We start from the raw sequence: 24,756 nt of genomic DNA, 5'->3' as shown, positions 1-24,756 counted from the left end.
CCATGCAGGACGTGATGCAGTACGTGCCCATGGTGGTCGAGCAATCCGGCCGCGGCGAGCGATCCTTCGACATTTATTCCCGGCTGCTGCGCGACCGCATCATCTTCCTGAACGGCGAGGTCAACGACTCTGTGTCCGCATTGGTCTGCGCCCAGCTGCTGTTCCTGGAATCCGAAAACCCGACCAAGCCCATCCACCTGTACATCAATTCGCCCGGCGGCGTCATCACCAGCGGCCTGGCCATGTACGACACCATGCAGTTCATCACCGCGCCCGTGCACACGCTGTGCATGGGCACGGCGCGGTCCATGGGTTCCTTCCTGCTGATGGCCGGCGAACCGGGCGAAAGATGCGCGCTGGCCAACGCCAGCGTGCACGTGCACCAGCCCTTGGGCGGCTTCCAGGGCCAGGCCTCGGACGTGCTCATCCATGCCGAGGAAATGCGCAGGACCAAGGACCGTGTTACGCGCGTCTATGCGCAGCACTGCGGCCGCAGCTATGAAGAGGTCGAGCGCAAGCTGGACCGGGACTGCTACATGAGCGCCGAAGAAGCGCTGGAATGGGGCCTGATCGACCGCGTCATAAAGCGCCGGGACCTGGACGCCTGAGGCGGCGGCAAACACTGTACTGTTCCGTTCAGCCGCGCTGTACGGGTACGGATCGTCGCGGATTCGCTACCATAGCCGGATCATGAAACTCGTCATCGATCACCTCGTCGTCGCCGCCGCCGACCTGGACAGCGGCACCGACTACGTCGCCGGACTACTCGGAATCGCCCCCTCGGGCGGCGGCGCGCATCCCCGCATGGGCACCCACAACCGGGTGCTGGGCATGGCCGGCGGCCTCTACCTGGAAGTCATCGCCATCGATCCGCAAGCCACCGCGCCTTCACGGCCACGCTGGTTCGGGCTGGATCAGGACGCGGTGCGCGCCCGGCTGGCGCAAGGCCCTTACCTGGCCCACTGGGCGGCGCGGGTCGAAGCTCCGCTGGACCTCTCCCGCATGCAAGCCGAGCACCCCGCGCGCATACCCCCGGCCATCCCGATGGAACGGGGGCATCTGCGCTGGCGGCTGACGGTGCCGGAAGACGGCAGCCTGCCCGCATGGCGCGTAGCGGGCCATGCGGCCGGCGACGGCCTGCTACCTACGCTGATCCAATGGGACGTGGCGGATTACCCCGGCATCAGCCTGCCGCGCCAGAACCTCACCTTGCGCCAGCTGTCGGGCAGCCACCCGCAGGCCGGGTTGTTGCGCCAGGGCCTGGCCTGGCTGGGCGCCGACCACCTGATCCAGCTGGAGCAGGCCGACGGCCCACCGCGCCTGAGCGCCCAGATAGAAACCGCGAGCGGCCTGAAGATCCTGGCCTGACTCCGCGCCCGCCAAGAAAACCAGAACATCCGGAGACCTGTTCATGCTTTCCACCCGCAAGCGTTTCGACGAAGACCCCTATCTGGACCGGTGCGACGCCACCGTGATCGCGGTTGGCCCCGAGGGCGTCGAGCTGGACCAGACAGTCTGCTACGCGCGCAGTGGCGGCCAAGCGGGGGACTGTGGCACGCTGACGCTCGCCGACGGCCGCGCATGGGCGCTGACCGACACTGTTTACGCCGACGACCGCAAGCGCATCCTGCATGTGCTGGAAGGCGGCGCCGCGCTTCAAGTGGGCGAGCGGGTCTCGGTCGCCATCGACTGGCCGCGCCGCCACCGGCTCATGCGCCTGCATACCTGTCTGCATCTGCTCGGGTCGCTCGTGCCCGCCCCCGTGACAGGCTGCAGCATTTCGCCTGATTCCGCCCGCATCGACTTCGACTTGCCCGAATCCACGCTGGACAAGGCCGACCTGACCGAACGCCTGAACGCCCTGATCAACGCCCGTACCGGCATCAGCATCAATTGCATCACCCCGGAAGAACTGGCGGCGGAGCCGGATCTGGTCCGTACCGTGGGCGCCGCGCCGCCGGCGGGCACCGCCAGCATACGCATCGTCGAAATTCCCGGCGTGGACCGGCAGCCCTGTGGCGGCACCCACGTGGCCAACACGGGCGAAATCGGCGCGGTGGCCGTTACCAAGATCGAGAAAAAGAGCCGCACGAACCGGCGCGTGGTGGTGAATTTCGCCTGAAGCGCAGCCTGAAGCCGGCTCACGGCCGGCCTGCGGGATGCCGGCTTACTTCTTCCACCAGCGCCACGGCGCGCGCAAAGGCCATTGGTACGTGGCGCCCAGCACTCGGGGCGCCAGCACATGGCCGACCAGCACCGCGATGCCCGCGGCCGTCATCACGTCCGACAGATAGTGGTCCAGGTTGACCAGGCGGCTCATGGCCACCAGCACCGCCAGCAGCAGGAAGACCCAACGCCAGCGCGGCGCCAGGATGCCCAGCACCACCGCCACGGCGAACGCCGCATACGTGTGGCTGGAGGGAAACGAGTTATACAGCTGCACCCGCGAGAAGGACTCGCCCAGCCCGTATATGCCTTTTTCGAAGAACAGCTCGGGCCGCGCCCGCGCCACCGAACGCTTGAGCACCAGCACCACCAGGCCGCCGACCGCCAGGGTCGACAGCATGAGCAGGCTGCCGCGCGCCATGCTGGCGTAGCTCATGCGCACGGGATTGCGCCAGCCGCGGGCCAAGCCGACCAGTCCGATCACGTAGAAGGCCAGCGCCACGCCGATATAGGGGCCGCTTTCGCCGAGTTCGCCGATCCATTCGAAAGACAGATTCACGCTGTCGGACACGGACTGCTTGATCCACACCGCGAGCGGCAGGTCCACCCACAGCGCGCAGGCGCTGGCGGCCAGCGCCAGGGCGCAACCCAGCAACACCCAGGTCAGCGCGGAAAAGGGGTTGCGGAACTGATCGGGCTCGGACCGGCCCGCCGCAGCGTCGATCGCGGGAGCGGCTGCCGAGGGCGTCAGGGGATTGGTGTTCATCGGTACCGCTACAGGGAAATGAGAAATATTCCAGGGCCCTGAAGTTGGCCCAGCACGCTATCGTAACGGGCTGGGCGCGCCAGACCAAGAAGCAAATTCGGGCAACGGTTAAAATTCGGCGTTTTCCTCCCTTTCAGCCCCCGGGATCTACACCCGTCACGGCGACCATCATGCAAGAAACTACCCTCAAGCGCGCCAACGCCGCGCACGACGGCGCCAGCGCCGCCCTCCCCGCCGCCGACGCCGGCTCTCCCCGCAAGCTGTACATCCGCACCTTCGGCTGCCAGATGAACGAGTACGACTCGGACAAGATGGCCGACGTGCTGCGCGGCGACCAGGGCCTGGAGCTGACCGACAACCCGGAAGACGCGGACGTCATCCTGTTCAACACCTGTTCGGTGCGCGAGAAGGCGCAGGAAAAAGTCTTCTCGGACCTGGGCCGCGTGCAGCACCTGAAAAAGACCAACCCCAACCTGGTGATCGGCGTGGGCGGCTGCGTGGCCAGCCAGGAAGGCGAGGCCATCGTCAAGCGCGCGCCCTACGTGGACGTGGTGTTCGGCCCGCAGACGCTGCACCGCCTGCCGGAACTGATCAAGCGCCGCCGCGACGAAGGCCGTTCGCAGGTGGACATCAGCTTTCCCGAGATCGAAAAATTCGACAACATGCCGCCCCCGCGAGTCGAAGGCGCCACGGCGTTCGTCTCCATCATGGAAGGCTGTAGCAAGTACTGCAGCTTCTGCGTCGTGCCCTACACGCGCGGCGAGGAAGTCTCGCGGCCCTTCGAGGACGTGCTGGTCGAGGTGGCCGACCTGGCCGACCAGGGCGTGAAGGAAGTGACGCTGCTGGGCCAGAACGTCAACGCCTACCGCGGCCGCATGACCGACAGCGACGAAATCGCCGATTTCGCCATGCTGCTGGAGTACGTACACGAAATCCCGGGCATCGAGCGCATCCGCTACACCACCTCGCATCCCAAGGAAATGACCCAGCGCATGGTGGACGCCTACGCGCGCCTGCCCAAGCTGGTGTCGTTCCTGCACCTGCCGGTACAGGCAGGCAGCGACCGCGTGCTGGCCGCCATGAAGCGCGGCTACACCACCCTGGAATTCAAATCGGTGGTGCGCCGCCTGCGCGCCGCCCGCCCCGACCTGACGCTGTCCTCGGACTTCATCGTCGGCTTTCCCGGTGAAACCGAAGAAGACTTTGAAAAGACCATGAAACTGATCGAGGACGTCGGCTTCGACACCTCGTTCTCGTTCGTGTATTCGCGCCGTCCGGGCACGCCCGCCGCCGACCTGCACGACGACACGCCGCAGGACGTGAAGCTGCGCCGCCTGCAGCGCTTGCAGGCACTGATCAACGAGCAGGCCGCCACGATCGCCCGCAACATGATCGGCACGCGCCAGCGCCTGCTGGTGGAAGGCCCCTCGCGCCGCGACCCGAACGAACTGATGGGCCGCACCGAGAACAACCGCATCGTGAACTTCGCCGCGCCCGCGCGGCTCATCGGACAAATGGTCGACGTCATCATCACCGAAGCGCACACCAATTCGCTGCGCGCGCGGGTGGCCGACGTGGACCGTATTCCCCAAGAGGCCGAATGACCACTCCCCGCTCCCGCGCCCGTCGCAGCATGCCCATCGTCGTCACCCTGGACGGCGACAACACCCATCTGGCCAATCTCTGCGGGCCGCTGGACGAAAACCTGCGGCAACTGGCCGACGGCATGAACGTCAAGCTCGCGCGCCGCGGCAGCCGCGTCACCATCGAAGGCGAACTTGCGGAACTGGCCGGCCGGGTGCTGCGCCGCTTCCATGAACAGGCCGTGCACCGCGCCCTGTCGGTCGACGACATCCAGCTCGGGCTGGTGGAGATCGGCGTCGGCCGCCAGGAACAAGAGCTCAAGGAAGAACAGGCCCGCGAGGCCGACCCGCTGCCCGCGCTGGACGACGAAAGCGACGGCATCGCCCTGCGCACCAAACGCAGCGACCTGCGCCCGCGCACGCCGCGCCAGCGCGACTACCTGAACAACATTCTCAAGCACGACATCACGTTCGGCGTCGGCCCCGCCGGCACCGGCAAAACCTGGCTGGCCGTGGCCTGCGCCATCGACGCCATGGAGCGCGACACGGTGCAGCGCCTGGTGTTGACGCGCCCCGCGGTCGAGGCCGGCGAGCGCCTGGGCTTCCTGCCCGGCGACCTGGCACAGAAGGTCGATCCCTATCTGCGCCCGCTCTACGACGCGCTCTATGACCTGATGGGTTTCGAGAAGGTGCAGCGCCTGTTCGAGAAGCAGACCATCGAGATCGCCCCCCTGGCCTACATGCGCGGACGCACGCTCAATCACGCCTTCGTCATCCTGGACGAAGCGCAGAACACCACGCCGGAACAGATGAAGATGTTCCTGACGCGTATCGGCTTCGGCAGCAAGGCCGTCATCACGGGCGACCCATCCCAGGTGGACCTGCCGCGCGGCCAGGACAGCGGCCTGGCGCATGCGGTGAAGGTGCTGCACGACGTGCAGGGCATCGCCACCACCCGATTCACCAGCCGAGACGTCGTGCGCCATCCCCTGGTCGCCCGCATCGTCGACGCCTACGACCGCGCCGCCGAAGATGAAGCCTGAACTGTCCCTGTCCGTGCAGTACGGCATCGAGGAAGCTCGTCTGCCCCGCTGGCGCCTGCGCCGCTGGGCCGAGCGCGCGCTGGCGGGCGCCGCTGAAGATGGGCTGGTGGAGTTCTCGGCCGCGGAGCTGAGCCTGCGGCTGGTCGGCGCTGCCGAGGGCCGGCGCCTGAACCGCGACTTCCGCGGCCGCGACTACGCCACCAACGTGCTGACCTTCGAGTACGGCGTGGATCCGCTCGGTGTTGCGCGCGGCGACATCGTCATGTGCGTGCCGGTGCTGGTGCGCGAGGCGCGCGAACAGCGCAAGGCGCTGCTGGATCACGCCGCGCACCTCACCATCCACGGCGTGCTGCATGCGCTGGGCTACGACCACATCAAAGCCCGTGACGCCAAGCGGATGGAAGCCCTGGAGACCGCCACGCTGGCCGCCATGCGCATCGCCGATCCCTACGTGGCCGCCTGAATCGGGGCGGCCAGGCGGTGGCTCCTTTGCCTCGGGGCGGCCCTGCGGCAGAGGGTGCCCCCACGCTGCGCCCGCGATGCGGGCTTGCTGCCCCCCGAGGGGGCCTTTGCCTTGGGGCGGCCCTGCGGCAAAGATTGCCGCCAAATAGCGTCCTGCAAGGCGCAGATGGCAGCGGTTTCCCTAATTTTGGGGGTCGGCGTTACAAATTGCAGGCCAGTATCGGTTATGCTGGGCCCTCCATAACTTGTCCTTCCGGACGATGTCTGACCCTTATCCTGCCCCCGAAGCGACTCCTGCTCGCTCAGCCAAACCCGCCACAAAATCCCTTCTAGACCGCCTGCTTTCCCTCGTGCGCCGCGAGCCCGAGGACCGCGAAGGCATCAAGGCCGTTCTGGAAGCCGCGCACGAACGCGAACTGCTCGACGCGGAATCCTACAAGATGATCAAGGGCGCGCTCGCCGTGTCCGAAGGCACCGTGGGCGACATCATGGTCCCGCGTTCCCGCATGGACCTGCTGGACGTCACGCAGCCCATCCCCTACCTGGTGGCCTCCGTCATCGAGACCGCGCATTCGCGCTTTCCGGTCTACGAGGGCGACCGCGACAACATCATCGGCATCCTGCTGGCCAAGGATCTGCTGCGCTGCATGCTGGAACCCAACATCGAAGTGCGCACGCTGGTCCGGCCCGCCGTCTTCATTCCCGAATCCAAGCGCCTGAACGTGCTGCTGCACGAATTCCGCGCCAGCCGCAACCACCAGGCCATCGTCATCGATGAACACGGCGGCATTTCCGGCCTCGTCACAATGGAAGACGTGCTGGAACAGATCGTCGGCGACATCGAAGACGAGTTCGACGAAACCGAAGAAGACTCCATCTTCCCCGAAGGCGAAAACCAGTGGCGCGTCCTCGCGGCCACCGACATCTCGCACTTCAACGACGTCTTTGGCTGCCAGTTGCCCGACGACGAATACGACAGCGTGGGCGGCTGGATGGGCGGACAGCTGGGGCGCATTCCGCGCCGCGGCGACACCGCCGAATTCGACGGGCTGCGCCTGGAAGTGGCCCGCGGCGACGCACGCCGCGCCATCTGGCTGCGCGTCAAGCGCAACGCCCCGTCCCAAGCCTCCCGCCCTTCCGACGAAGCATGACCCAGTCCCCGCGCAGCCGTAAACTGCGCGGCGCCGCCGGCCTGATGCTGGCGGGCGCCGCGCACGCCCTGACTTTCTCGCCCGGTCCCTTGCCGGCTTGGGCGCTGGCGACCACCCAGGTCCTGATGCTGGCCATCGCCGCCCGCGTCACCCTGTACGCGCCGTCGGCCAAGCAGGCCTGGGCGCGCGGCTGGCTCTTCAGCTTCACCAGCTATGCGCTGGGCCTTTACTGGATCTTCATCAGCCTGCATCGCTACGGCGACCTGGCCGCGCCGCTGGCCGTGGCTGCAGTGCTGGCGCTGTCGGCCTTTCTGGCCCTGTTCCCGGCCACGGCCAGCGCGCTGGCGCGCCACTACGCGCCGCTGGAGCCGGGCTCCGCGCCTGCCCGCATTCTTTCCGGCACGCTGGCCTGGGCCGCGATGTGGGCGGGATTCGAATGGCTGCGCGCCGTGCTGCTCACAGGCTTCCCCTGGCTCAACATCGGCTACGCGCAGGTCGATGGACCCATCGCGGGCTGGGCACCGCTGCTCGGCGTGCACGGCATGGCCTTCCTGGCCGCCTTCGCCGCCGCGGCACTGGCGAGCCTGTGGCAACCGTCGCGCAAAGCCGGGACCGGCTCGCGCCACGCCTTGGCCGCCGGCATCGCGCTGGCCCTGGCTGCGGCAGGCTGGCCGCTGTCTCGCATCGATTGGTCCGCGCCCAGCGGCGATCCGCTGAACGTGCGCCTGGTCCAGGGCAACATCGAACAATCGCAGAAGTTCGACCCCGCCCTCCTCGATCAAAGCCTGGTGCGTCACCTGGATCTGGCGGCCATGCCGGCTGCGCCGGGCGTACCGGACCCGCAGTTGATCATCCTGCCGGAAACCGTGCTGCCCATCTTCCAGGACCAGCTTGACCCCCGCGTCTGGGCAGTCTGGCGCGATCTGGCCGCGCAACGCAACACCGTGATCGCCATGGGCGTGCCGCTGCACGACCGCGTCAATGGACGCGACCGCTACACCAATAGCGTCATGGGCTTTGACGGCAGCACGCCGGTCGAACAGCTTGTAGCCGGCACCACCTCCATGCGGTACGACAAGCGCCATCTGGTGCCCTGGGGCGAATATGTGCCGCCGGGCTTTCACTGGTTCGTCGAGATGCTGAATATCCCCCTGGGCGACTTCGACCGCGGCGCGGTGCGCCAGACGCCCTTTGCGGTCGGCGGCCAGCACATCGCGTTCAACATCTGCTACGAAGACCTGTTCGGACCGGACCTGCTGCCTTCGCTGCAACCCGGCCCCAATGGCGAGCCAGGCGCCACGATACTGGTGAACGTCAGCAACCTGGGCTGGTTCGGCGATTCCTGGGCCTTGCGCCAGCATCTGCAGATCGGCCGCCTGCGCACCATGGAAACCGCGCGGCCCATGCTCACCGCAACCAACACCGGCATTACCGCCGCCATCGATGCCAAGGGCCGCGTGGCAGCCCAGCTTGCGCCGTTGCAGGCAGGCGTGCTGCCGGTGGCCGTGCAAGGCATGACGGGGCTGACGCCATACGCCCGGTTTGGCGACAAGACGGCGCTGGCCCTGATCGGCCTGGCGCTGATCGCCGCGTTCGGCAGCGGCCGCAAGACGCGCCGCGCCTGAGGACATTCAGGCAAACAGATTGGACGGCAGCGCGCCGCCGTCCTCCGGCGGACGCAGCGGCCCGGCGCCTGCCCCCGTGCGCTCGATCGCGTCCGCGATGGCTTCCATGTCCTCGGCATCCAGTTCAAGCGACGCCGCGCCGAGCAATCCATCCACTTGCGCCGCGCTGCGCGCGCCCACGATGGCGCCGGTCACTCCTGGCCAAGCCAGCGTCCAGCCCGCGGCCACCGCCGCCACCGTGGTGCCGTGGCGCTCGGCGATGGGCTTGAACGCATCGGCCAGCGCCAGATTGCGTTCGATGCCCGGGGAAGTGAATTCCGCGTTCCGCGCCCGCCAGTCATCGGCGGGCAAGGCGCGGGCGCGCTCCATGCTGAAGCTGCCAGTCAATAACCCGGACTGCATCGGGCTGTAGACGATCACGCCTGTGCCATGCCTGTCGCACCAGGGGATCAGGTCCGAGGCCGCGGCGCGCTGTATGGCCGAAAACGGCGGCTGCAGCGTGTCCACGTGCCCCAATGCCTCGGCCTGCTGCAATTGCGCCAGATTGTGATTGGACAGGCCCACCGCGCGGACCTTGCCTTCCCGTTTCAGGTCCAGCAGTTCCTGCCAATACACCTCCAAGGGGGTGCCGTCGCCCGCCGGCCAGTGCATCTGGTAGAGGTCGATGCGCTCCACCCCCAGCCTGCGCAAAGAATCCTCGAGTTCGCGCCGGATGCTGGCGGGCGCGCCGGTGCGGCGCGGCATGGCCTGCGGCTGCTCTGGCGACCACGTCAGGCCGCATTTGGTGAACACGTAGGGCCGCGCATCCGGCGCCATCTGCGCCAGCGCGCGGCGCACGATCTCCTCGGAGTGCCCCAGCCCGTACACCGCCGCGGTATCGATCCAGTTGATGCCCCGCTCGACCGCGCGGCGGATCGCCGCCACCGAATCGGCATCGTCTTGCGGACCCCAGCCTATCGCCCAGCCATTGCCGCCCATGGCCCAGGCACCCAGCCCGATACGGGTGATGTCCATGCCGCTCTGGCCCAGCGGGCGCGTGGGGAACGAGGTCTTGCTGCTCATGGCGATGTCCGTGTTCGCATATCCGGCGTAAAAAAGGCGCCCGCGCCGCGCACATTTTGGCGCGGCCCGGCGACGAAAAAATTCCGCGCGGACGAAAAAAATTTCCGCCCACAATAGCACTCTCACAAGTCTTTGATTTACTTGAATTCTGCATCAATCGCTCTTACCGACCTTGCGCAAAAAAAGAGCAAAAAACGCCTAAAAAGCCCTTCCACCCCCCTTTTTTTCACAACTTTTATGTTTTTTGCGACGAAGCGACTTGCACACCAAATTTAGTTCGTGCATAATCTCGTTTCTTCGCCAACGGCACTAAACAAAACCGGCAACGAACTACGAAAAAGCACACAGCAGTACGCAGTAAAAGTAAGGCCGCGTGTTCGATTTCGTAAAACGTTGAACGGGTTGATTAGAAGAACGGGGGTATAGCTCAGCTGGGAGAGCGCTTGCATGGCATGCAAGAGGTCAGCGGTTCGATCCCGCTTACCTCCACCAGTCAACAGCGAAGAATGCAGTACAAGTTTGCAAGTCCAAGTCCCCTTCGTCTAGAGGCCTAGGACATCACCCTTTCACGGTGAGTACAGGGGTTCGAATCCCCTAGGGGACGCCAGTTCACTGGCAGCAGTATGTAGTAGATGCAGTTGAAGTGACAATGTAGTTGAGTACGCCGCTGCGGAGCGGTAGTTCAGTTGGTTAGAATACCGGCCTGTCACGCCGGGGGTCGCGGGTTCGAGCCCCGTCCGCTCCGCCAAAAGCTCTCGCTCAGAGTCTTTCAAGAGCTCCGTTTTCGGGGCTTTTTTGCTTTATATAGTGTGAGACCTGTTTGTCTGCAGTTTGGGCATCTGGGACTTCCTGGGGGGTATAGCTCAGCTGGGAGAGCGCTTGCATGGCATGCAAGAGGTCAGCGGTTCGATCCCGCTTACCTCCACCAGTAAGCAGTACGGTAGTAAAGTAGTTCTGTTTTGTTCAGGTCCCCTTCGTCTAGAGGCCTAGGACATCACCCTTTCACGGTGAGTACAGGGGTTCGAATCCCCTAGGGGACGCCAGTTTTTCTGGCACGTAGTACCAAGCTGCCTTGACACCGCAGTGCATTGAAGAAGTCAGAGTACACCGCTGCGGAGCGGTAGTTCAGTTGGTTAGAATACCGGCCTGTCACGCCGGGGGTCGCGGGTTCGAGCCCCGTCCGCTCCGCCAAGCACATCGTGCAGCTCATCAGTCTCCCTGCTTCAGCATCTATCGAAAGCTCCGGATTCCGGAGCTTTTTGCATTTCTGCCCGACTCATTTTCCGGCAGCCATCCTTTCCCCCATCCCCCCTGCGCTCAGTCTCGTCCATTTCGCCATCTGGACAGTCCGTCGGTGCGCCGTCATTCTCTTTGCGTCGTGCCCCGCGAAAAGAAGAGGACTACGTGACCGCGAACACCGCCGCTCCCCATCCGCACCGCCAGCATCTTCAACGCATCATCGCGGGCCTGAACGAAGGCATCATCCTGCTCGAGGCCGACGGCGCCATTGCCTGGGCCAATGACAGCGCATTAAGGCTGCACGGGACCGACACACTGGATGAACTGGGCGGCACGCCTGCCGGCTATCGCAAGCGCTACATCCTCACTTACCGCAACCACCACCGCGTGCCGGCGCGCCAGTACCCTCTGGACAGGCTGGCGGCCTCCGAACCGTTCGACGAGTTGCTGTTGGACCTGGCGCGCAAGGACGACGACGAGTTCCTGCGCAACGTGCGAGCCAGCGGCCTGAACCTGGACAGCGCCGAGGGCACTGATTACCGAGTCCTGATCCTGCACGACCAGACCGAACAGATAAACGCCGAAGAACGCTTCGAGCGCGCTTTCGGCGCCAATCCCGCGCCCGCCCTGATCTGCCAGCTGTCCGACCTGCGCTACGTGAAAGTGAACCAGGGCTTCCTGGAAATGACCGGCTACGCGCGCGACGCCGTGCTGGGCAAGTCGGCCTATGAACTCGATGTGCTGGATGGCAGCGGCGATAAGGACAACGCGGTCGCCATGCTTAACGAAGGACAAACCATTGCCCAGCGGGAGGGCGTGCTGAAATTGGCGGACGGCAGCACGAAGTTCGTCATCGTCGCGGGCCAGCCCATCGACATGCAGGGCGTACCTTGCATGCTGTTCACCTTCATTGATCTGGAGGCCCGCAAGCGCACCGAACTGGCGTTGCGCGAAAGCGAGGAACGCTTCTCCAAGGCGTTCCGCCTGGCACCCGTACCCATGGCCGTCTGCGACGGCGAGACATTGCTAGCGCTGGACCTGAATGCCGCTTTTGCCTCGGCCACGGGCGCCTTGCCGCAAGACGGCATTGGCCACGCCTTGGCCGACTTGGGCCTGCAACTCCAGGAAGAGCTGGAGGCCAGCCTCAAGCGCGCTGAAAGCGCTCGCAACCACGATGTCACCTTGACGGCCAAGGATGGCAACCCGCTCGACTGCCTGCTCTCGGCCGAACCCGTGACGATCGGCGGCCAGCCGCGAGTGCTGCTGGCGATACAGGACATCACGGATCGCAAGCGTTCCGAGACGGAATTGCTGACGGCGATCGAGGCAGTCATGCAGGACACCTCGTGGTTCAGCCGCAGCGTCATCGAAAAGCTGGCGCAATTGCGCGAACCCGCGCCTGCCACGCGCGACGTGGCGGAACTGGCGCAGCTCACCACGCGCGAGCGCGAGGTGCTGGGCCTGATGTGCCAGGGCCATGACGACGATGGCATCGCCCAGAGCCTGAAACTGTCGCGCAACACCGTGCGCAACCACGTCGCCACGATCTACAGCAAGATCGGCGTGCATCGCCGCAGCGCCGCCATCGTGTGGGCGCGGGATCGCGGCATCACCGGCCATGAGCGCGCGCGGGCGCGGGACAAGCGGCCCAAAGCCTGACCTCGTATTTACAATTTGATTCAAAATAATAGGGCCCGGCCCATCCCCGAAGATGCGATCCAGTTAGAAGTTCGCGGCCCTCAAAATCCGCCATTTCCGGCGAAAAACAGGGCAATAGCCCTCCATTTCCGCACTCCTCGCCTGCATTGCGCAAACCCTGCGCAGCTTCTTACGATCCGCCGATCCCGTCCCTGCCCGGCAGGGATGCGATCCCGCAAGACCGAAAGGAGCCCATCCATGCAGACCGCCTACATTCCCGTCCCGACCGTCGCCAAGCCGGCAACCGCTCCCGCCTGGAGCGCCGCCGACATCATGGCGCTTTACGAGCTGCCCTTCATGGATCTGGTATTCCGGGCCCAGCAGGCGCACCGCGCCCATTTCGATCCGAATGCGATCCAGCTGTCCAGCCTGTTGTCGATCAAGACGGGCGGCTGTCCCGAGGACTGCGCTTATTGCCCGCAGTCCTCCCATTACGACACCGGGCTGGACGCGGACAAGCTGATGCCGCTGGCGGACGTGGTGGCCGCCGCCCGCAAGGCCCAGGAAGGCGGCGCACAGCGCTTCTGCATGGGCGCCGCCTGGCGCAGTCCCAAGCCGCACCACCTGGAAGCCGTGGCCGAAATGGTCAGCGCGGTGAAGGCCTTGGGCCTGGAGACCTGCGTCACGCTGGGGATGTTGCGCGAGGGTCAGGCCGAGCAACTCAAGAGCGCCGGCCTGGACTACTACAACCACAATCTGGATACCTCGCCCGAGTTCTACGGCAAGATCATTTCCACCCGCACCTACCAGGACCGGCTCGATACGCTGGACCGTGTGCGCGATGCCGGCATCAACGTATGCTGCGGCGGCATCGTGGGCATGGGCGAGTCGCGCCGTGAACGCGCCGGCCTGATCGCCCAGCTGGCCAGCATGGAGCCATATCCCGAGTCCGTGCCGATCAACAACCTGGTACAGGTGGAAGGCACGCCGTTGGCGGGCGTGGAAGCGCTGGATCCGTTCGAGTTCGTGCGCACCATCGCCGTCGCCCGCATCACCATGCCGCGCGCGGCGGTGCGTCTGTCCGCGGGCCGTGAAGCCATGGACGACGCGCTACAGGCCCTGTGCTTCATGGCAGGCGCCAACTCCATGTTCTATGGCGACGCCCTGCTGACCACGGCCAATCCGCAGATGGAAGCCGATCAGCGCCTGCTGCAGCGCCTGGGCATGCGGATCGACGCCGCCCCGCACACGCATCACGACACCTCGACATGCCGTTGACGCCCGGCCTGCTCTATCTGCTGGCCAGCGTGGCCTGCAGCGTCACCGTGGCCGTCCTGCTGAAGCTGGCGCGGCGTTACCAGGTGGACGTGCGCCAGGCCATCGCCATGAACTACGCGGTGGCCGCCCTGCTCTGCTGGACCGTGCTGCGTCCTGACGCGGCCGCGCTGCTTGCGCCGCAAACGCCGTGGCTGGTGTTGGCCGCGTTGGGCGTGCTTCTGCCGAGCGTGTTCCTGGCCATGGCGGCGGCCGTGCGCCACGCCGGCATCGTGCGCAGCGACGCCGCGCAACGCCTGTCCCTGTTCATCCCGCTGCTGGCGGCCTTCCTGCTCTTTGGCGAATCGGTCAGCGGCCGCAAGCTCGCCGCAACCGCGCTTGCCGCCTGCGCCTTGTATTGCCTGCTGCGCCGGCCTGCCCGTCCGCAGATCCCTGGTGAAAGCGCGTCCGAGAGCGGCCGCGCCATGTGGCTGTGGCCCCTGGCCGTCTGGGTGGGCTATGGCGTGATCGATATCCTGTTCAAGCAGATGGCGCGCGCGGGCACCGCCTTTGCGGGCGGGCTGCTGCTGGCCTTCGTCATTGCCGGCCTGCTGATGCTGGCCTATCTGCTATGGCGCCGGGTGCGCTGCCAGTTCCGGCACCTGGCCGCCGGGGCGGCGCTGGGACTGGCGAACTTCGGCAACATTCTGACCTATATCCGCGCGCATCAATCTCTGCCCGAGCATCCCGCGCTGGTGTTCGCGTCCATGAATATGGGCGTGATCACCCTGGGCACGCTGGTCGGTGCGTTGGCTTTTCGCGAGCCATTGACCCGCTTGAACCTGCTGGGCATCGCGTTGGCCCTGACGGCCATTGTGCTGATGGCGCCCTGGTAACGCGCCATCCCCAGCCTCAGGTGCCCGTGCGCCGTTCGCGCTCATCGTCGGCCGCGACGTCCGCCGGATCCCCGGAGGCCTCGACGGCAGGCTCGGCCTGCGGCGCTTCGGCCGTTGCCACGGGAGCCGTTTCGGGCTGGACCATTTCCATGGCGATGTCGGTTGCTGGATCCACGCGTGGATCCAGCACCGCCGCAGCGGGCGAACTCTGCAACGTGTCCGGCATAGGCACGAAATGCGTGGGGGCCTCTTCCACCTGGTGCGCGCCGGTGACGCGCGTGGGACGTACGTGCCAGACCAGGATCAGGGCGCAGGCGGAAATGAACACGTAATACATGCTGGGCCCGGCCAGCGACATCAGCACCCCGGCAATCATCGGCCCCACGCAAGCGCCCACGCCATAGGTCATGAGCAGCACGGCCGAGAGGCTGACCCGGCGCTCGGATTCCACGTGATCGTTGGCGAAGGCCGCGCCCAGCGGGTACAGCGTGAATTGCAGCACGCCAAAAACACAGGACATGGCCACCAGCGCCCAGTACGGCAGGACGATCCAGCCCCACATGACCACGGGCAGCAGCACCAGCAGCAAGGCGTTGAAGCGGATCAGGCCTGCGCGGTTGATGCGGTCGGACAGCCAGCCCATGGGCCATTGGGACAACAGGCCCGCAGTCACCGCGGCAGCCACGAAAATGGCAGCCTGCGAGGTGGACAGGCCGTGCTTGGCGCCGTAGACGGCCGCCAGGCCGTAGAAGGCGCCAGAGAGATTGCCCGCCACGAACAGCACCGTCATCGACAGTGGCACGCGCCGCATGAAAAAGCGGATGTCCAGCGGCGCCGGCAGCGGCGTGGGCGGGTGCGACCGCGCCGTGACCGCGATCGGCACCAGGCACAACACCAGGCACATGGCCACCAGGGTCAGCGGCCGCAGGTCCAACGTGGCATATGCCGTCAGGGCCAGTTGCCCCAGCACGGTGCCCAGCCCGGATACGACCATGTAGACGGAAAAGACCCGGCCGCGCTGGTGATTTTCGGTCTGCTCGTTGAGCCAGCTTTCGATGACCATGAATTCAGTCACCATCACGATGCCCGACACGACGCGGAACACCAGCCACAGCGGCATGGAATCGACCAGCGTTTGCGCCAGGATCATGCTGGTGGCGATGGCCGCACAGGCGACGAACGCGCGGATATGGCCCACGCGGATGATGAGTTTGTGCCCCAGGCGGGCGCCGCATACCAGGCCCAGGTAATAGCCGGCGATCAAGGCGCCGATCCACACCTCGTTGACAGACTGCGCTGTCAGACGGAGACCCATATAGGTATTGAACAGACCCGTGCCGATGAGCATCAGCAAGGTCGCGAAGTAAAGCGACGAAAAGGAGGAGATGGTGGCGAGCATGGCGTCGGCAACCGCTGCTGGCGGCAGCACAACGGGCCGCCGGGGCAGCCCGCCGCGCTAAGCGGTAAAACAGGAACTGCGTGGAATCAGACTTGCGACAGCATCGTGGCGGCGTCGCTGACTTCGAACTTGCCGGCCGCTTCCACGTTCAGTTGCTTGACCACGCCGTCGACGATCAGGGCCGAATAGCGCTGCGAGCGCACGCCCATGCCGCGCTGGACCAGGTCCAGTTCCAGGCCCAGTTCCTTGGTCCACAGGGCGGAGCCATCGGCCAGCATGCGGACCTTGCCTTCGGTCTTCTGCTCGCGGCCCCAGGCGCCCATGACGAACGCGTCGTTGACGGAAACGCACCAGATTTCATCGACGCCCTTGGCCTTCAGCGCAGCGGCCTGCTCCACATAGCCGGGCAGGTGCTTGGCCGAGCAGGTGGGCGTGAAGGCGCCCGGTACCGCGAACAGCGCAATGGTCTTGCCGCGGGTCAGGTCGGCGACCTGGAACGCGTTGGGGCCCAGCGAGCAGCCGGCGGTTTCGGTTTCGATGAATTCGGTCAGGGTGCCATCCGGCACGCGGTCGCCGACTTTGATCGTCATGTAGATCTCCAGGAATAAGGGGCAATGCATTGGGGCAGGATCGCCCCACAGGCTCCATCATAGTTCCTGCGCGGCCGCCTTGCTGGCCAGCCAGCGTCCGGGAAAGAAAGATGCACAGTCTGAAACGACTCCATACCGCGCCTACACGGGCTCGAAACGGCTGATTGCCATAATCTTGTGGTTGCAATTACCGCCCGCGCACGCCGCGCTGCCGGCTGGCGGGCATCTAGCGGAGGTTCATCGATGCGCAAGATCTTGACCGGCCTGGCCCTGACGCTGGCCTCGGCCGCCACGGCCTGGGCGGCTCCGGATGCCGCCGAACAGGCCCAATACGAATCTTTCATCATCGCCGCCGGCGCCTCCAACGGCGCCGCCCGCGCCTGCGGGGCTTCCGAACCCGACCTGGCCCAGCACCAGGCCACGGCCCGCAAGAACCTGCTGCAGTATGCGCAGGAGTATGGCTTTACTTCAGGCGGGTATGAGGGGCTGTTCCAGAAAGGACAGGGCCAGGGGACCGCGATGATGGAAGAGATGAAGCGGTCGGGGGTGGATGGGTGCCGGGGGGTGTTGGGCGGGTTTCAGAGTGAGAGGGTGATGGAGTACGAGGATATGAAGAGGGCGTTGGCTGAGGTTAGTGATGGGTTGCCGGGGGAGAAGGCGCAGTAGCAGGTTCTGTTTCTGTTTCTGAAGGTTCAGGTTCTTGAGACGCCCGATGGCGCTGCGCGCTGGTGAGGAGCGCTCTGGGATGTCACGGGCAATTTTTCGTGACGGTCCATCAAAGCGCGTTGGCAGGTCAATCGCCACTTGAACTCCAATGCCGGATGGGTGGCGCGCGTACGGGTCTTCATGCGCAAACAGCTGCCCGCCGCGCGCCCCCCATCACCGCCCCCTCCCCCTAACGGCGACGCCATCAGAAAACCCGCCTACGCATGCGCGCCAGCGATCACAATCACACTTCAAATAATCACGTATGTATTAATCGGCCGCCCGCGCGGCCGATTAATGCGGGCACCCCAAGACTCTCCCCTGACCCCGGCTCCAGCAGCGCCACAAGCCAAGACGCACATAGCCCGTCGTCGCGGGCGCGTGGCGGCTCGCAACCTCGATGCGCCCGAGGGAATCTGAAGGGAAGGCCGAAGGCCTGGACGAAGATGACAAGGGGGAAGTCCGGAGCGAAGGCTCCGGACCGCAATCGTGGGCGCGAGCCGCCACGCGCCCGCGACGACGGGTGACCTACGAAGAGCTATGCAGATCGCCCCAAGAACAACGTCAAAGCCCGTTCTGCTTGAACCAATCCAACATCCGAGTCCAAGCCTGCTCGGCCTCCGCCTTCCGATAAGAAGGCCGATAATCCGCATGAAACGCATGCGGCGCGTCCGGATATACATCGATCCGCGAAGCCTTCGCCGCAGCCGGACCCTGCGCCAGCTCCAGCCGCATCTTGTCCACGTCGGTCATCGGGATACCGGCATCCTTGCCTCCGTATGCGCCCAGCACTTTCGCCTTCAGCGCATTCACCTGGCTCAGCACCGATCTGGGCTTCAATTCCGAAGGCTGTCCGCCCAACTGGCCGTACCAGGCCGCGCCGGCCTTGAGCTTAGGGTTGTGGGCGGCGTACAGCCAGACCTGGCGGCCACCCCAGCAGAAGCCTACGATGCCCAGCCGGTCCGGATTGCCGCCGTTGGAGGCGGCCCAGGCGGCGGTTGCATCCAGGTCGGACGTCACTTGCGCATCCGGGACCTTGCCGATGATTTCGGCCTGGAGCTTGGGGATCTCGGTGTACTTGGACGGATCGCCCTGGCGCGCGAACAGTTCAGGCGCGATGGCCAGGTAGCCCTGATGGGCCAGCCGGCGGCATACGTCCTGGATGTACTCGTGCACCCCGAAAATCTCCGACACCACCAGCACGGTGGGCAGGTCCTTCTTGCCCTTGGGCGCCGCGCGGTAGGCGGGCATCTTGCCGTCCTGGACCGGGATGTCCACCTTGCCGGCCAGAAGGCCGCTGGTGTCGGTCGTGATCGTGGTCTGCGCCACGGCCTGCCCGGCCGCCAGCGAAAAACCCGTCGCCACCGTGGTGGCGATGAAACCCCGCCGATCCAGCCTCAAGGGCGGAAGCAGGCTGTCGAAGTGCGCGTCCTGGTCATTCATCGAGAATCTCCTGGCAAAAAGCTGGCGCAAGGCAGTCTTGCACCGCCCACGGGGCCAGCCTGGTTCACTTCAGGGAGAAGTCCACGCGCGAGGGTTGTCCCTCGTCCTTGATGCCGTCCGCGTCCAGCTGCGGCGCAACGATAAACACACGATCCGCGAGTCCTTCCTGGGCTTGCAGCTTCTCATAAACCGCCTGCGCGCGCGCATCGGCCAGTTGGCGCAACTGCTCATCGCCAACGGGCGCCACGCTGCGCAGCATCTCCTCCATCTGCTCCGGCGGAACGGACTTGGCCATGCCGATGAAGTTGCGCGGCTTGTCCTTGATGTCCGTGTCGTCGTAGACCTCTTCCAGGTACTTGGCGCGTTCCGCGCCCGATACCTGGACGCCCGCCGGGTTCGGCTTCTTGCCGCGCGGTGTGACGTCCGCTGCCTTGGCGGCGCGGATCTTGGCGTCGACCCAGGCCTGGCGCAGGCCTTCCATGTCGGTCTTGGGGTCGGCGCGGCCGCTGATGTCCATTTTCAACGCGGGACGATCCGTCAGCGCCTTGATCAGCGTATCCAGGCGCTGCACGCTGTCCTCGGTCAGCGCCGCGCTGCCTGGCGCGAACTCCACGTAGGACAGTTCCTCGCCGCCGCCAAAGGCCGAGGCGAGCAGGCTGAAGGGCGACGTGACGGCTTTGACCACCAGGTTCAGCAGCACCCGCACCACAATGCCGCCCACGGAGAACTCCGGGTCGTCCAGCGAACCGGAAATCGGGAGGTTGATGTCGATGTTGCCGCGCGAATCCTTCAGCAGGGCCACGGCCAGCAGCACCGGCAGCTTGGTCGCGTCCGGACTGTTGGTCTTGTCGCCGAAGGTCAGTTGATTGAGCACCACGTGGTTGGTGGCTTGCAGCGCGCGGTCCTTGATCTTGTATTCCAGGTCCACCGACAGCTTGCCGCGCTTGATGGGGTAGCCCACGTACTTCGCGGAATAAGTATTGAAGCGCGGCAGGTCCACGCCCTTTGCCGATGCCTTCAGGTCCAGCGACAGGTACTTGGCGAAAGGCTGCACCACGCCGCTGATAGAAAGCGGCGCGGTGGTGTAGACGCGGCCGGTGACCTTGACCTTGGCGGGCTGGGGGTTGGTGGACGACACTGCCGTGATCGAGCCGTCGATGCTGGACAGCTCGGCCACGTAGTTGGGCTTGACGAAGCGGTCCGTGAAAGTCATGCGGCCGCGGCTCAACGTGACGCTATTGACCGAGATGTCCGGCATGCCGCCGCTCTTGGCGGCTGTGGTGGCGGGCGGCGGCGCCGCGCTGCGACCTGGCGTCTGCGTGTCCTGGGTGATGGAGCCGCCCGCCTGGCCAGGAGCCGCCACGAGATCCATGACGTTCAGGCGGCCCTGCGCATTGAGCAGCACGCGACCGTAGAAATCCTCCAGTGCGATGTCGCCCAGCCTGGCCCCTATCTTGTCGCCCGCCACCGAGATATCCATGCCGGTGAAGCCCAGGCGCTTCCAGTTCAGGAAGTCGTCGTTGTTGACGCGGTCCTGCAGGTCCACCCCAGTGACCTCGACGCCCCCCTTCCAGCTGGCCCTCATCGGGGCGGAGCCCGCGGCGGCGGCGAACTCGGCGTTGCCGCGGGCGCCCAGGGTAATGGCGCGCACGGTCGCATTCAAGCTGGAGGCGGCGTACGGCGCGAAGGACGCGACGTTCAGCTCGGCCAGGTCCACCGAGGTTTTTACCGTCAATGGCTGGAGCGTGAACGCCCCCTTGAGATCCAGCTTGCCGTTGCCCTGGACCCCGGCGGCGGCCAGCATGAAGTTGCTCTGGCCCGGCCCCATCGCCAGTCGATCGGCGGTCACGCGCAGGCTTTGCATCGCAATGTCCAGCCCCGGCTTGAGCGATTCGTCTCGGGCCTTGAATTGCGCCAGGTCGGCCTGCACGGCGGTGGCCGACGCGTCCACCGCCCCGTCCTTTTCATGCACATGGACCTGCGCACTTGCGGCCAGGCGGCCGTCCAGCAACGCGATCGGCGCCGCGCTGCGCACGGCCGGCGCCAAGGGTGCGAGGGCGACATTGCCCAGACGCACGCCCAGTTCCAGCGAGAGCGGCTTCAAGACGAGCGGCCCTTTGGCGCGCAGCCAGCCTCCGTCGGTGCTGTTGTCCATGGTCAGCCACAGATTGATGGGCTGGTCTGGCGCTTGCGGCAGGGCCACGCCCTCGACCGTCGCGGCCAGGCCAGTCATCACGTAGTCCAGCTTGCTCACCGCGTCGGTGACGTAGACCTCGCCTTCGTGCAGATTGAAGGCGTCCAGCTCAACCTTCCATTCCGCGGGCGCGGGCGCAGGCGGAGGCGCGGCGGCATCCGTGGATGCGGGCGTGGCGGGATTCGCGGCAGGGGCGTTTGCCGCCGCCGGGACCGCGGCCGCTTCGTTGGCGGGGGCTGCTGCGGCGGCTGGAGCCGTGGCTGCTGCGGTAGTCGTTGCTGCGGTTGTAATTGCTGCGGTTGGAGTTGCTGCGGTAGTCGTTGCTGCGGCCGTGGTTCCAGATGCCGCTGCGGCGGCGGGCGCCTTGGCTACCGCGACCGGCGCCGTCGCCGCGTTGTCTGCCGCCTTGTCTGCCGCCTTGGCAGGGTCCAGGCCGCTGGCTTTCCGCAGCTTGTCGGCCACTGGCGTGGCGGTGGGCTCCACGCCCCCCAGCCGCTTCAGCCCGGCAACCACGTCCAGCCAGTTCAGGTGTTCATTGGCATGGCGACGCACATGGATCTGCGGCGCCCACAGGCCGATTTCGCCCACGTAGGCATGACGCGCAATGGGCTCCAGCTCCAGGCGGGTGACGGTCAGCGCGCTCCAGGCGGCCAGGTTCTCGCCGGCGGCGTCGCGCAAGTCCAGCCGCCGCAGCCCCAGGTCGCCGACGACGCGGATCTTGGGCGGCGCGTCCTTGGGCTGCTCGAATACGACCTGCAGATTGGAATCCAGCAGCGCGCTCTCGAGCTTGAACGGCAGCGGCATGGGCCAGACATCCGCCCACTTCTCCAGTTGCAGGCCATTGAATGCCACGCGCAACGTGGACGACGGCACTTTGTCGAACGGCCTGGCCACGCCGTTCAGGTCGAAGGGGCTGCCATTGATGCGCAGATGCACGCGCGGCTGGACGTCGATGTCGGTGGCGTAACCGAAGGTGGAAATGAAGGGCACGCCCACGCCAAGTTCATCGACGACCTGCTTGCGGCCGGTGACCTTGTCGTCCAGCGTGATCGAGCCGTTCTCGATCACCATATTGTTCAGCGAGAAGCGCGGCAGCCCTTCGTCCGGCTTGGGCGGCTCTTCGGGCTTGGCGGCCGTCAATTCGGCCACTCGTTGCTGAATATCAGAGAAATTGAATCGCATGACGTCCTCGCGGACGATGGCGATGTTAGGCTCGCGCAGCGTCAGTCGATCCACGACCGGCGCAAACCAGAACAGGGAAGTCCAGGCCGCGCTGACATCGAGCTCGGCCAGCCTCAGCAACGGCGTCTGCGAATCAGGTTGCGCCACGGCCAGGTCGCGTGCCCGGACGGTCAGCGTGAAGGGATTGAAGCTGATGTCGCCGACGGAGACGTCCCGCCCGATCATCTTGGAGACGTCCTGCACCAGGACGTTGTGCAGCACTTTGGGGACTTGCCAGGCGGCAACCCCGAAAAGGACAAGTACGAATGCCGCGATACCCAGAAGAATCTTGCCGACCCGGCGGGTTAACCGAAGTTTGGGCATCCGCAAGGGCATTGCGCGTCTCCTGATACGAATTGAAGGCCGAGCGTTTCCGTCCTTCCAATAACTACAGGCGCGATTATCGCGCCCCCTGCACCGCTCGTCTATCATAGGCGTATCAGCGGCCCCAACCCGGCCAGCCGGGACCACCCTTTTCAATCATTAACAATTTTCGCTCCCGATTCCCATGTCCACGCCCACCCCAACCCTGAGTCACCTGGACGAAGCCGGACAGGTCCGCATGGTCGATGTCATCGCCAAGACGGACACTGAGCGCGTGGCCATCGCCACCGCCAGCGTGCGCATGAATGCCGTTGCCTATGGCCTGCTGACCCAGCCGGGCCAGGGCAAGGGCGAAGTCCTCAACACCGCCCGCGTCGCCGCCATCCTGGCCGCCAAGCGTTGCGCCGACACCATTCCGCTGTGCCACAGCCTGCCTCTGGCCTTCGTCGGCGTCGAGTTCGCCCTGGACGACGCCGAGCATCGCATCGACGTGCTGGCCACCTGCCGCACCAGCTACAAGACCGGCGTGGAAATGGAAGCCATGATGGCCTGCAGCGTCGCCGCGCTGACCATCTACGACATGTGCAAGGCGGCCGACAAGGGCATCGTCATCGAGCAAGTTCGCCTTAAGTACAAGGCAGGAGGAAAAAGCGGTGAATGGCGCAACGATTAATCTTCTGTACTTCGCGCGCGTGGCCGAACTGGTCGGCAAGCGCTCCGAAGCCTGGCCCCTGCAGGGCGAGTCCACCGGCGCGCAGCTGCTCGCCGCGCTGGGCGAACGCTATCCGCAACTCGCGCCCTCGGCGCGCCTGAAGCTGGCCATCAACCAGACCCACGCCAAGCCGTCGGCCACCATCCGTGCGGGCGACGAGGTCGCGGTATTCGAACCCGTCACCGGAGGTTGAACGCCATGATCAGCGTCCAGGAAGCCGATTTCGACGGCGCCGCGCTCACGGCCGCGCTGCGGGAAAGCGCCGGCCCGGGCGTGGGCGGCATCGTCACGTTCGTAGGCTATGTGCGCGACTACGCGCCCGACACCCCCACCGATACGCTCTTTCTCGAACACTACCCTGGCATGTGCGAACGCGAACTGGAAGAGATCGCCGCAACCGCCCGCGCCCGCTGGAACCTTGACGGCACCGTCATCGTGCACCGCGTGGGCGCATTGCCGCGCAATGCCCAGATCGTCTTCGTGGCGGCGGCCAGCGCCCACCGCGGCGACGCCTTCCGCGGCTGCGAATACATCATCGACGCGCTCAAGACCCGCGCGCCCTTCTGGAAGCGCGAAACCCTGTCGGGCGGTAGCAGCTTCTGGGTGGAACAACGCCAATCCGACCAGGACCGCACGCAGTCCTGGGATGAAAAGGCCCCCACGCCGCACGCTACGCGCTTGCTGCCCCCCGAGGGGGCCGTTTTTGCCTCGGGACGGCCCAGCGGCAAAAAATCCTCAACGACAAAGAAGGAGCATCCATGAGCGACGAAAGCCTTGTTTCGCTGGCCTGCGCCGTACTGACGGTCAGCGACACCCGCAGCGCGGGCGACGACACCTCGGGCAACCTGCTGGCCCATAGCCTGGCCCATGCCGGCCATCAATGCGTGCGCCGCGACATCGTCAAAGACGACGTCTACCAGATCCGCCGCGTCATCAGCGACTGGATCGCCGACCCCGAGGTGCAGGTGATCCTGACCACGGGCGGCACGGGCTTCTCGCATCGCGACCATACGCCCGAGGCCATCGTGCCGCTGCTGGACCGCGAAATTCCGGGCTTTGGCGAACTGTTCCGCCAGATCTCCTATACCGAAATCGGCAGTTCCACCATCCAGTCCCGCGCCTTTGCCGGCTCGGCCAACCAGACGCTGATCTTCTGCCTGCCCGGTTCCAACAACGCCTGCGAAACGGCCTGGTCGCAGATCATCCGCGAACAACTGGACAGCAGCCATCGCCCCTGCAATTTCGCCACCCAATACAAGCAACGCGAAGAAGACAACTGACCC

At 65.7% G+C, this 24,756-nt stretch carries 21 protein-coding genes, 6 tRNA genes and 1 pseudogene; 22 read left to right on the top strand and 6 right to left on the bottom strand.

The genetic code is table 11. From position 1 onward, the window contains the following. Nucleotides 1-2 precede the first annotated feature (2 nt). The 3 genes from CEY08_RS28310 to CEY08_RS28300 all read left to right on the top strand — a co-directional run bounded on the left by CEY08_RS28310 (nt 3) and on the right by CEY08_RS28300 (nt 2,122). Nucleotides 3-608, top strand: a complete 606-nt coding sequence (locus CEY08_RS28310) for an ATP-dependent Clp protease proteolytic subunit (protein ID WP_042794819.1) — start codon at nt 3-5, stop codon at nt 606-608. Nucleotides 609-690: 82 nt separating this feature from the next. Then, nucleotides 691-1,368: a VOC family protein gene (locus tag CEY08_RS28305; RefSeq protein WP_042794820.1), complete on the top strand. Its 678-nt coding sequence runs from the start codon at nt 691-693 to the stop codon at nt 1,366-1,368. A gap of 43 nt (nt 1,369-1,411) precedes the next feature. After that, nucleotides 1,412-2,122, top strand: coding sequence for an alanyl-tRNA editing protein (locus CEY08_RS28300; protein WP_063643393.1), 711 nt, complete (start codon nt 1,412-1,414; stop codon nt 2,120-2,122). Between the two features lie 45 nt (nt 2,123-2,167). Here CEY08_RS28300 and CEY08_RS28295 read toward each other — a convergent pair whose 3' ends face one another. Further along, entirely contained in the window at nt 2,168-2,932 is a 765-nt protein-coding gene (locus CEY08_RS28295) for a phosphatase PAP2 family protein (protein ID WP_082884784.1), read from the bottom strand. Between the two features lie 170 nt (nt 2,933-3,102). Here CEY08_RS28295 and miaB point away from each other — a divergent pair, with 170 nt between their 5' ends. The 5 genes from miaB to lnt all read left to right on the top strand — a co-directional run bounded on the left by miaB (nt 3,103) and on the right by lnt (nt 8,796). After that, the gene (gene miaB / locus CEY08_RS28290; RefSeq protein WP_063643396.1) at nt 3,103-4,536 is read left to right on the top strand and encodes a tRNA (N6-isopentenyl adenosine(37)-C2)-methylthiotransferase MiaB; all 1,434 of its coding nucleotides are present in this window, start codon (nt 3,103-3,105) and stop codon (nt 4,534-4,536) included. Beyond that, a complete protein-coding gene (locus CEY08_RS28285) occupies nt 4,533-5,558 on the top strand; it encodes a PhoH family protein (protein ID WP_063643398.1) in 1,026 nt (341 codons plus the stop codon). Before miaB ends, CEY08_RS28285 begins: the two co-directional genes overlap by 4 nt. Continuing rightward, nucleotides 5,548-6,021 (top strand): rRNA maturation RNase YbeY, encoded by a 474-nt coding sequence (gene ybeY / locus CEY08_RS28280; RefSeq protein ID WP_042794822.1) that lies wholly within the window; start codon nt 5,548-5,550, stop codon nt 6,019-6,021. Before CEY08_RS28285 ends, ybeY begins: the two co-directional genes overlap by 11 nt. Before the next feature lie 259 nt (nt 6,022-6,280). After that, nucleotides 6,281-7,171 (top strand): CorC family transporter, encoded by an 891-nt coding sequence (locus tag CEY08_RS28275; protein WP_063643400.1) that lies wholly within the window; start codon nt 6,281-6,283, stop codon nt 7,169-7,171. Next, nucleotides 7,168-8,796, top strand: a complete 1,629-nt coding sequence (gene lnt / locus CEY08_RS28270) for an apolipoprotein N-acyltransferase (RefSeq protein WP_076815129.1) — start codon at nt 7,168-7,170, stop codon at nt 8,794-8,796. Before CEY08_RS28275 ends, lnt begins: the two co-directional genes overlap by 4 nt. Before the next feature lie 6 nt (nt 8,797-8,802). Here lnt and CEY08_RS28265 read toward each other — a convergent pair whose 3' ends face one another. Continuing rightward, entirely contained in the window at nt 8,803-9,858 is a 1,056-nt protein-coding gene (locus CEY08_RS28265) for an aldo/keto reductase (RefSeq protein ID WP_084738675.1), read from the bottom strand. Between the two features lie 416 nt (nt 9,859-10,274). Between CEY08_RS28265 and CEY08_RS28260 the strand changes: the two genes are divergently transcribed. From CEY08_RS28260 to CEY08_RS28220, 9 genes are all read left to right on the top strand, one after another. After that, a tRNA-Ala gene (locus CEY08_RS28260) sits at nt 10,275-10,350 on the top strand. 39 nt (nt 10,351-10,389) lie between these two features. Then, a tRNA-Glu gene (locus tag CEY08_RS28255) sits at nt 10,390-10,465 on the top strand. A 64-nt stretch (nt 10,466-10,529) separates the two neighbouring features. Continuing rightward, nucleotides 10,530-10,606, top strand: a tRNA-Asp gene (locus CEY08_RS28250). A 104-nt stretch (nt 10,607-10,710) separates the two neighbouring features. After that, nucleotides 10,711-10,786: transfer RNA gene (locus CEY08_RS28245), tRNA-Ala, on the top strand. A gap of 39 nt (nt 10,787-10,825) precedes the next feature. Then, nucleotides 10,826-10,901 (top strand) — tRNA-Glu (locus CEY08_RS28240). A 71-nt stretch (nt 10,902-10,972) separates the two neighbouring features. Continuing rightward, a tRNA-Asp gene (locus tag CEY08_RS28235) sits at nt 10,973-11,049 on the top strand. A gap of 213 nt (nt 11,050-11,262) precedes the next feature. Then, on the top strand, nt 11,263-12,756 hold the full coding sequence (locus CEY08_RS28230; protein WP_076815130.1) for a helix-turn-helix transcriptional regulator: 1,494 nt from the start codon (nt 11,263-11,265) through the stop codon (nt 12,754-12,756). 237 nt (nt 12,757-12,993) lie between these two features. Next, complete coding sequence (gene bioB, locus CEY08_RS28225; RefSeq protein ID WP_076815132.1) at nt 12,994-14,013, top strand: biotin synthase BioB; 1,020 nt, start codon at nt 12,994-12,996, stop codon at nt 14,011-14,013. Next, the gene (locus tag CEY08_RS28220) at nt 14,010-14,885 is read left to right on the top strand and encodes an EamA family transporter (protein ID WP_063643407.1); all 876 of its coding nucleotides are present in this window, start codon (nt 14,010-14,012) and stop codon (nt 14,883-14,885) included. The genes bioB and CEY08_RS28220 overlap by 4 nt, the downstream gene beginning before the upstream one ends. A 16-nt stretch (nt 14,886-14,901) precedes the next feature. Here CEY08_RS28220 and CEY08_RS28215 read toward each other — a convergent pair whose 3' ends face one another. Continuing rightward, nucleotides 14,902-16,284: an MFS transporter gene (locus CEY08_RS28215; protein WP_076815134.1), complete on the bottom strand. Its 1,383-nt coding sequence runs from the start codon at nt 16,282-16,284 to the stop codon at nt 14,902-14,904. Nucleotides 16,285-16,370: 86 nt separating this feature from the next. Beyond that, nucleotides 16,371-16,874: a peroxiredoxin gene (locus CEY08_RS28210; RefSeq protein ID WP_042797286.1), complete on the bottom strand. Its 504-nt coding sequence runs from the start codon at nt 16,872-16,874 to the stop codon at nt 16,371-16,373. Nucleotides 16,875-17,117: 243 nt separating this feature from the next. Here CEY08_RS28210 and CEY08_RS28205 point away from each other — a divergent pair, with 243 nt between their 5' ends. Further along, nucleotides 17,118-17,540 carry a hypothetical protein gene (locus CEY08_RS28205; RefSeq protein ID WP_063643411.1) on the top strand — a complete coding sequence of 141 codons (423 nt, stop codon included), beginning with the start codon at nt 17,118-17,120 and terminating at the stop codon, nt 17,538-17,540. 603 nt (nt 17,541-18,143) lie between these two features. Here the strand turns inward: CEY08_RS28205 and CEY08_RS28200 are convergent. Both CEY08_RS28200 and CEY08_RS28195 read right to left on the bottom strand, forming a co-directional pair. Next, nucleotides 18,144-19,022: a dienelactone hydrolase family protein gene (locus CEY08_RS28200; protein WP_076815136.1), complete on the bottom strand. Its 879-nt coding sequence runs from the start codon at nt 19,020-19,022 to the stop codon at nt 18,144-18,146. A gap of 64 nt (nt 19,023-19,086) precedes the next feature. Continuing rightward, entirely contained in the window at nt 19,087-22,773 is a 3,687-nt protein-coding gene (locus CEY08_RS28195) for a DUF748 domain-containing protein (protein ID WP_076815138.1), read from the bottom strand. A gap of 172 nt (nt 22,774-22,945) precedes the next feature. Here CEY08_RS28195 and moaC point away from each other — a divergent pair, with 172 nt between their 5' ends. From moaC to moaB, 4 genes and pseudogenes are all read left to right on the top strand, one after another. Then, nucleotides 22,946-23,434 carry a cyclic pyranopterin monophosphate synthase MoaC gene (gene moaC / locus CEY08_RS28190; protein ID WP_042794830.1) on the top strand — a complete coding sequence of 163 codons (489 nt, stop codon included), beginning with the start codon at nt 22,946-22,948 and terminating at the stop codon, nt 23,432-23,434. After that, entirely contained in the window at nt 23,415-23,666 is a 252-nt protein-coding gene (locus tag CEY08_RS28185) for a MoaD/ThiS family protein (protein ID WP_042794831.1), read from the top strand. The genes moaC and CEY08_RS28185 overlap by 20 nt, the downstream gene beginning before the upstream one ends. A 5-nt stretch (nt 23,667-23,671) precedes the next feature. Further along, nucleotides 23,672-24,124 (top strand): annotated as a pseudogene (locus tag CEY08_RS28180) (molybdenum cofactor biosynthesis protein MoaE); the annotation flags it as partial. Nucleotides 24,125-24,231: 107 nt separating this feature from the next. Further along, nucleotides 24,232-24,753, top strand: a complete 522-nt coding sequence (moaB, locus tag CEY08_RS28175; protein WP_063643418.1) for a molybdenum cofactor biosynthesis protein B — start codon at nt 24,232-24,234, stop codon at nt 24,751-24,753. Nucleotides 24,754-24,756: the final 3 nt, after the last annotated feature.

The sequence above is a fragment of the Achromobacter insolitus genome (assembly GCF_002209555.1).
Lineage (GTDB): Bacteria > Pseudomonadota > Gammaproteobacteria > Burkholderiales > Burkholderiaceae_B > Achromobacter > Achromobacter insolitus.
This window is presented reverse-complemented; position numbering and strand designations above follow the sequence as displayed.

Coding starts and splice junctions, on each gene's coding strand:
- CEY08_RS28310 (WP_042794819.1), top strand. CDS start 3: ATGCAGGACGTGATGCAGTACGTGCCCATGGTGGTCGAGCAATCCGGC.
- CEY08_RS28305 (WP_042794820.1), top strand. CDS start 691: ATGAAACTCGTCATCGATCACCTCGTCGTCGCCGCCGCCGACCTGGAC.
- CEY08_RS28300 (WP_063643393.1), top strand. CDS start 1,412: ATGCTTTCCACCCGCAAGCGTTTCGACGAAGACCCCTATCTGGACCGG.
- CEY08_RS28295 (WP_082884784.1), bottom strand. CDS start 2,932: ATGAACACCAATCCCCTGACGCCCTCGGCAGCCGCTCCCGCGATCGAC.
- miaB (WP_063643396.1), top strand. CDS start 3,103: ATGCAAGAAACTACCCTCAAGCGCGCCAACGCCGCGCACGACGGCGCC.
- CEY08_RS28285 (WP_063643398.1), top strand. CDS start 4,533: ATGACCACTCCCCGCTCCCGCGCCCGTCGCAGCATGCCCATCGTCGTC.
- ybeY (WP_042794822.1), top strand. CDS start 5,548: ATGAAGCCTGAACTGTCCCTGTCCGTGCAGTACGGCATCGAGGAAGCT.
- CEY08_RS28275 (WP_063643400.1), top strand. CDS start 6,281: ATGTCTGACCCTTATCCTGCCCCCGAAGCGACTCCTGCTCGCTCAGCC.
- lnt (WP_076815129.1), top strand. CDS start 7,168: ATGACCCAGTCCCCGCGCAGCCGTAAACTGCGCGGCGCCGCCGGCCTG.
- CEY08_RS28265 (WP_084738675.1), bottom strand. CDS start 9,858: ATGAGCAGCAAGACCTCGTTCCCCACGCGCCCGCTGGGCCAGAGCGGC.
- bioB (WP_076815132.1), top strand. CDS start 12,994: ATGCAGACCGCCTACATTCCCGTCCCGACCGTCGCCAAGCCGGCAACC.
- CEY08_RS28215 (WP_076815134.1), bottom strand. CDS start 16,284: ATGCTCGCCACCATCTCCTCCTTTTCGTCGCTTTACTTCGCGACCTTG.
- CEY08_RS28210 (WP_042797286.1), bottom strand. CDS start 16,874: ATGACGATCAAAGTCGGCGACCGCGTGCCGGATGGCACCCTGACCGAA.
- CEY08_RS28205 (WP_063643411.1), top strand. CDS start 17,118: ATGCGCAAGATCTTGACCGGCCTGGCCCTGACGCTGGCCTCGGCCGCC.
- CEY08_RS28200 (WP_076815136.1), bottom strand. CDS start 19,022: ATGAATGACCAGGACGCGCACTTCGACAGCCTGCTTCCGCCCTTGAGG.
- CEY08_RS28195 (WP_076815138.1), bottom strand. CDS start 22,773: ATGCCCTTGCGGATGCCCAAACTTCGGTTAACCCGCCGGGTCGGCAAG.
- moaC (WP_042794830.1), top strand. CDS start 22,946: ATGTCCACGCCCACCCCAACCCTGAGTCACCTGGACGAAGCCGGACAG.
- moaB (WP_063643418.1), top strand. CDS start 24,232: ATGAGCGACGAAAGCCTTGTTTCGCTGGCCTGCGCCGTACTGACGGTC.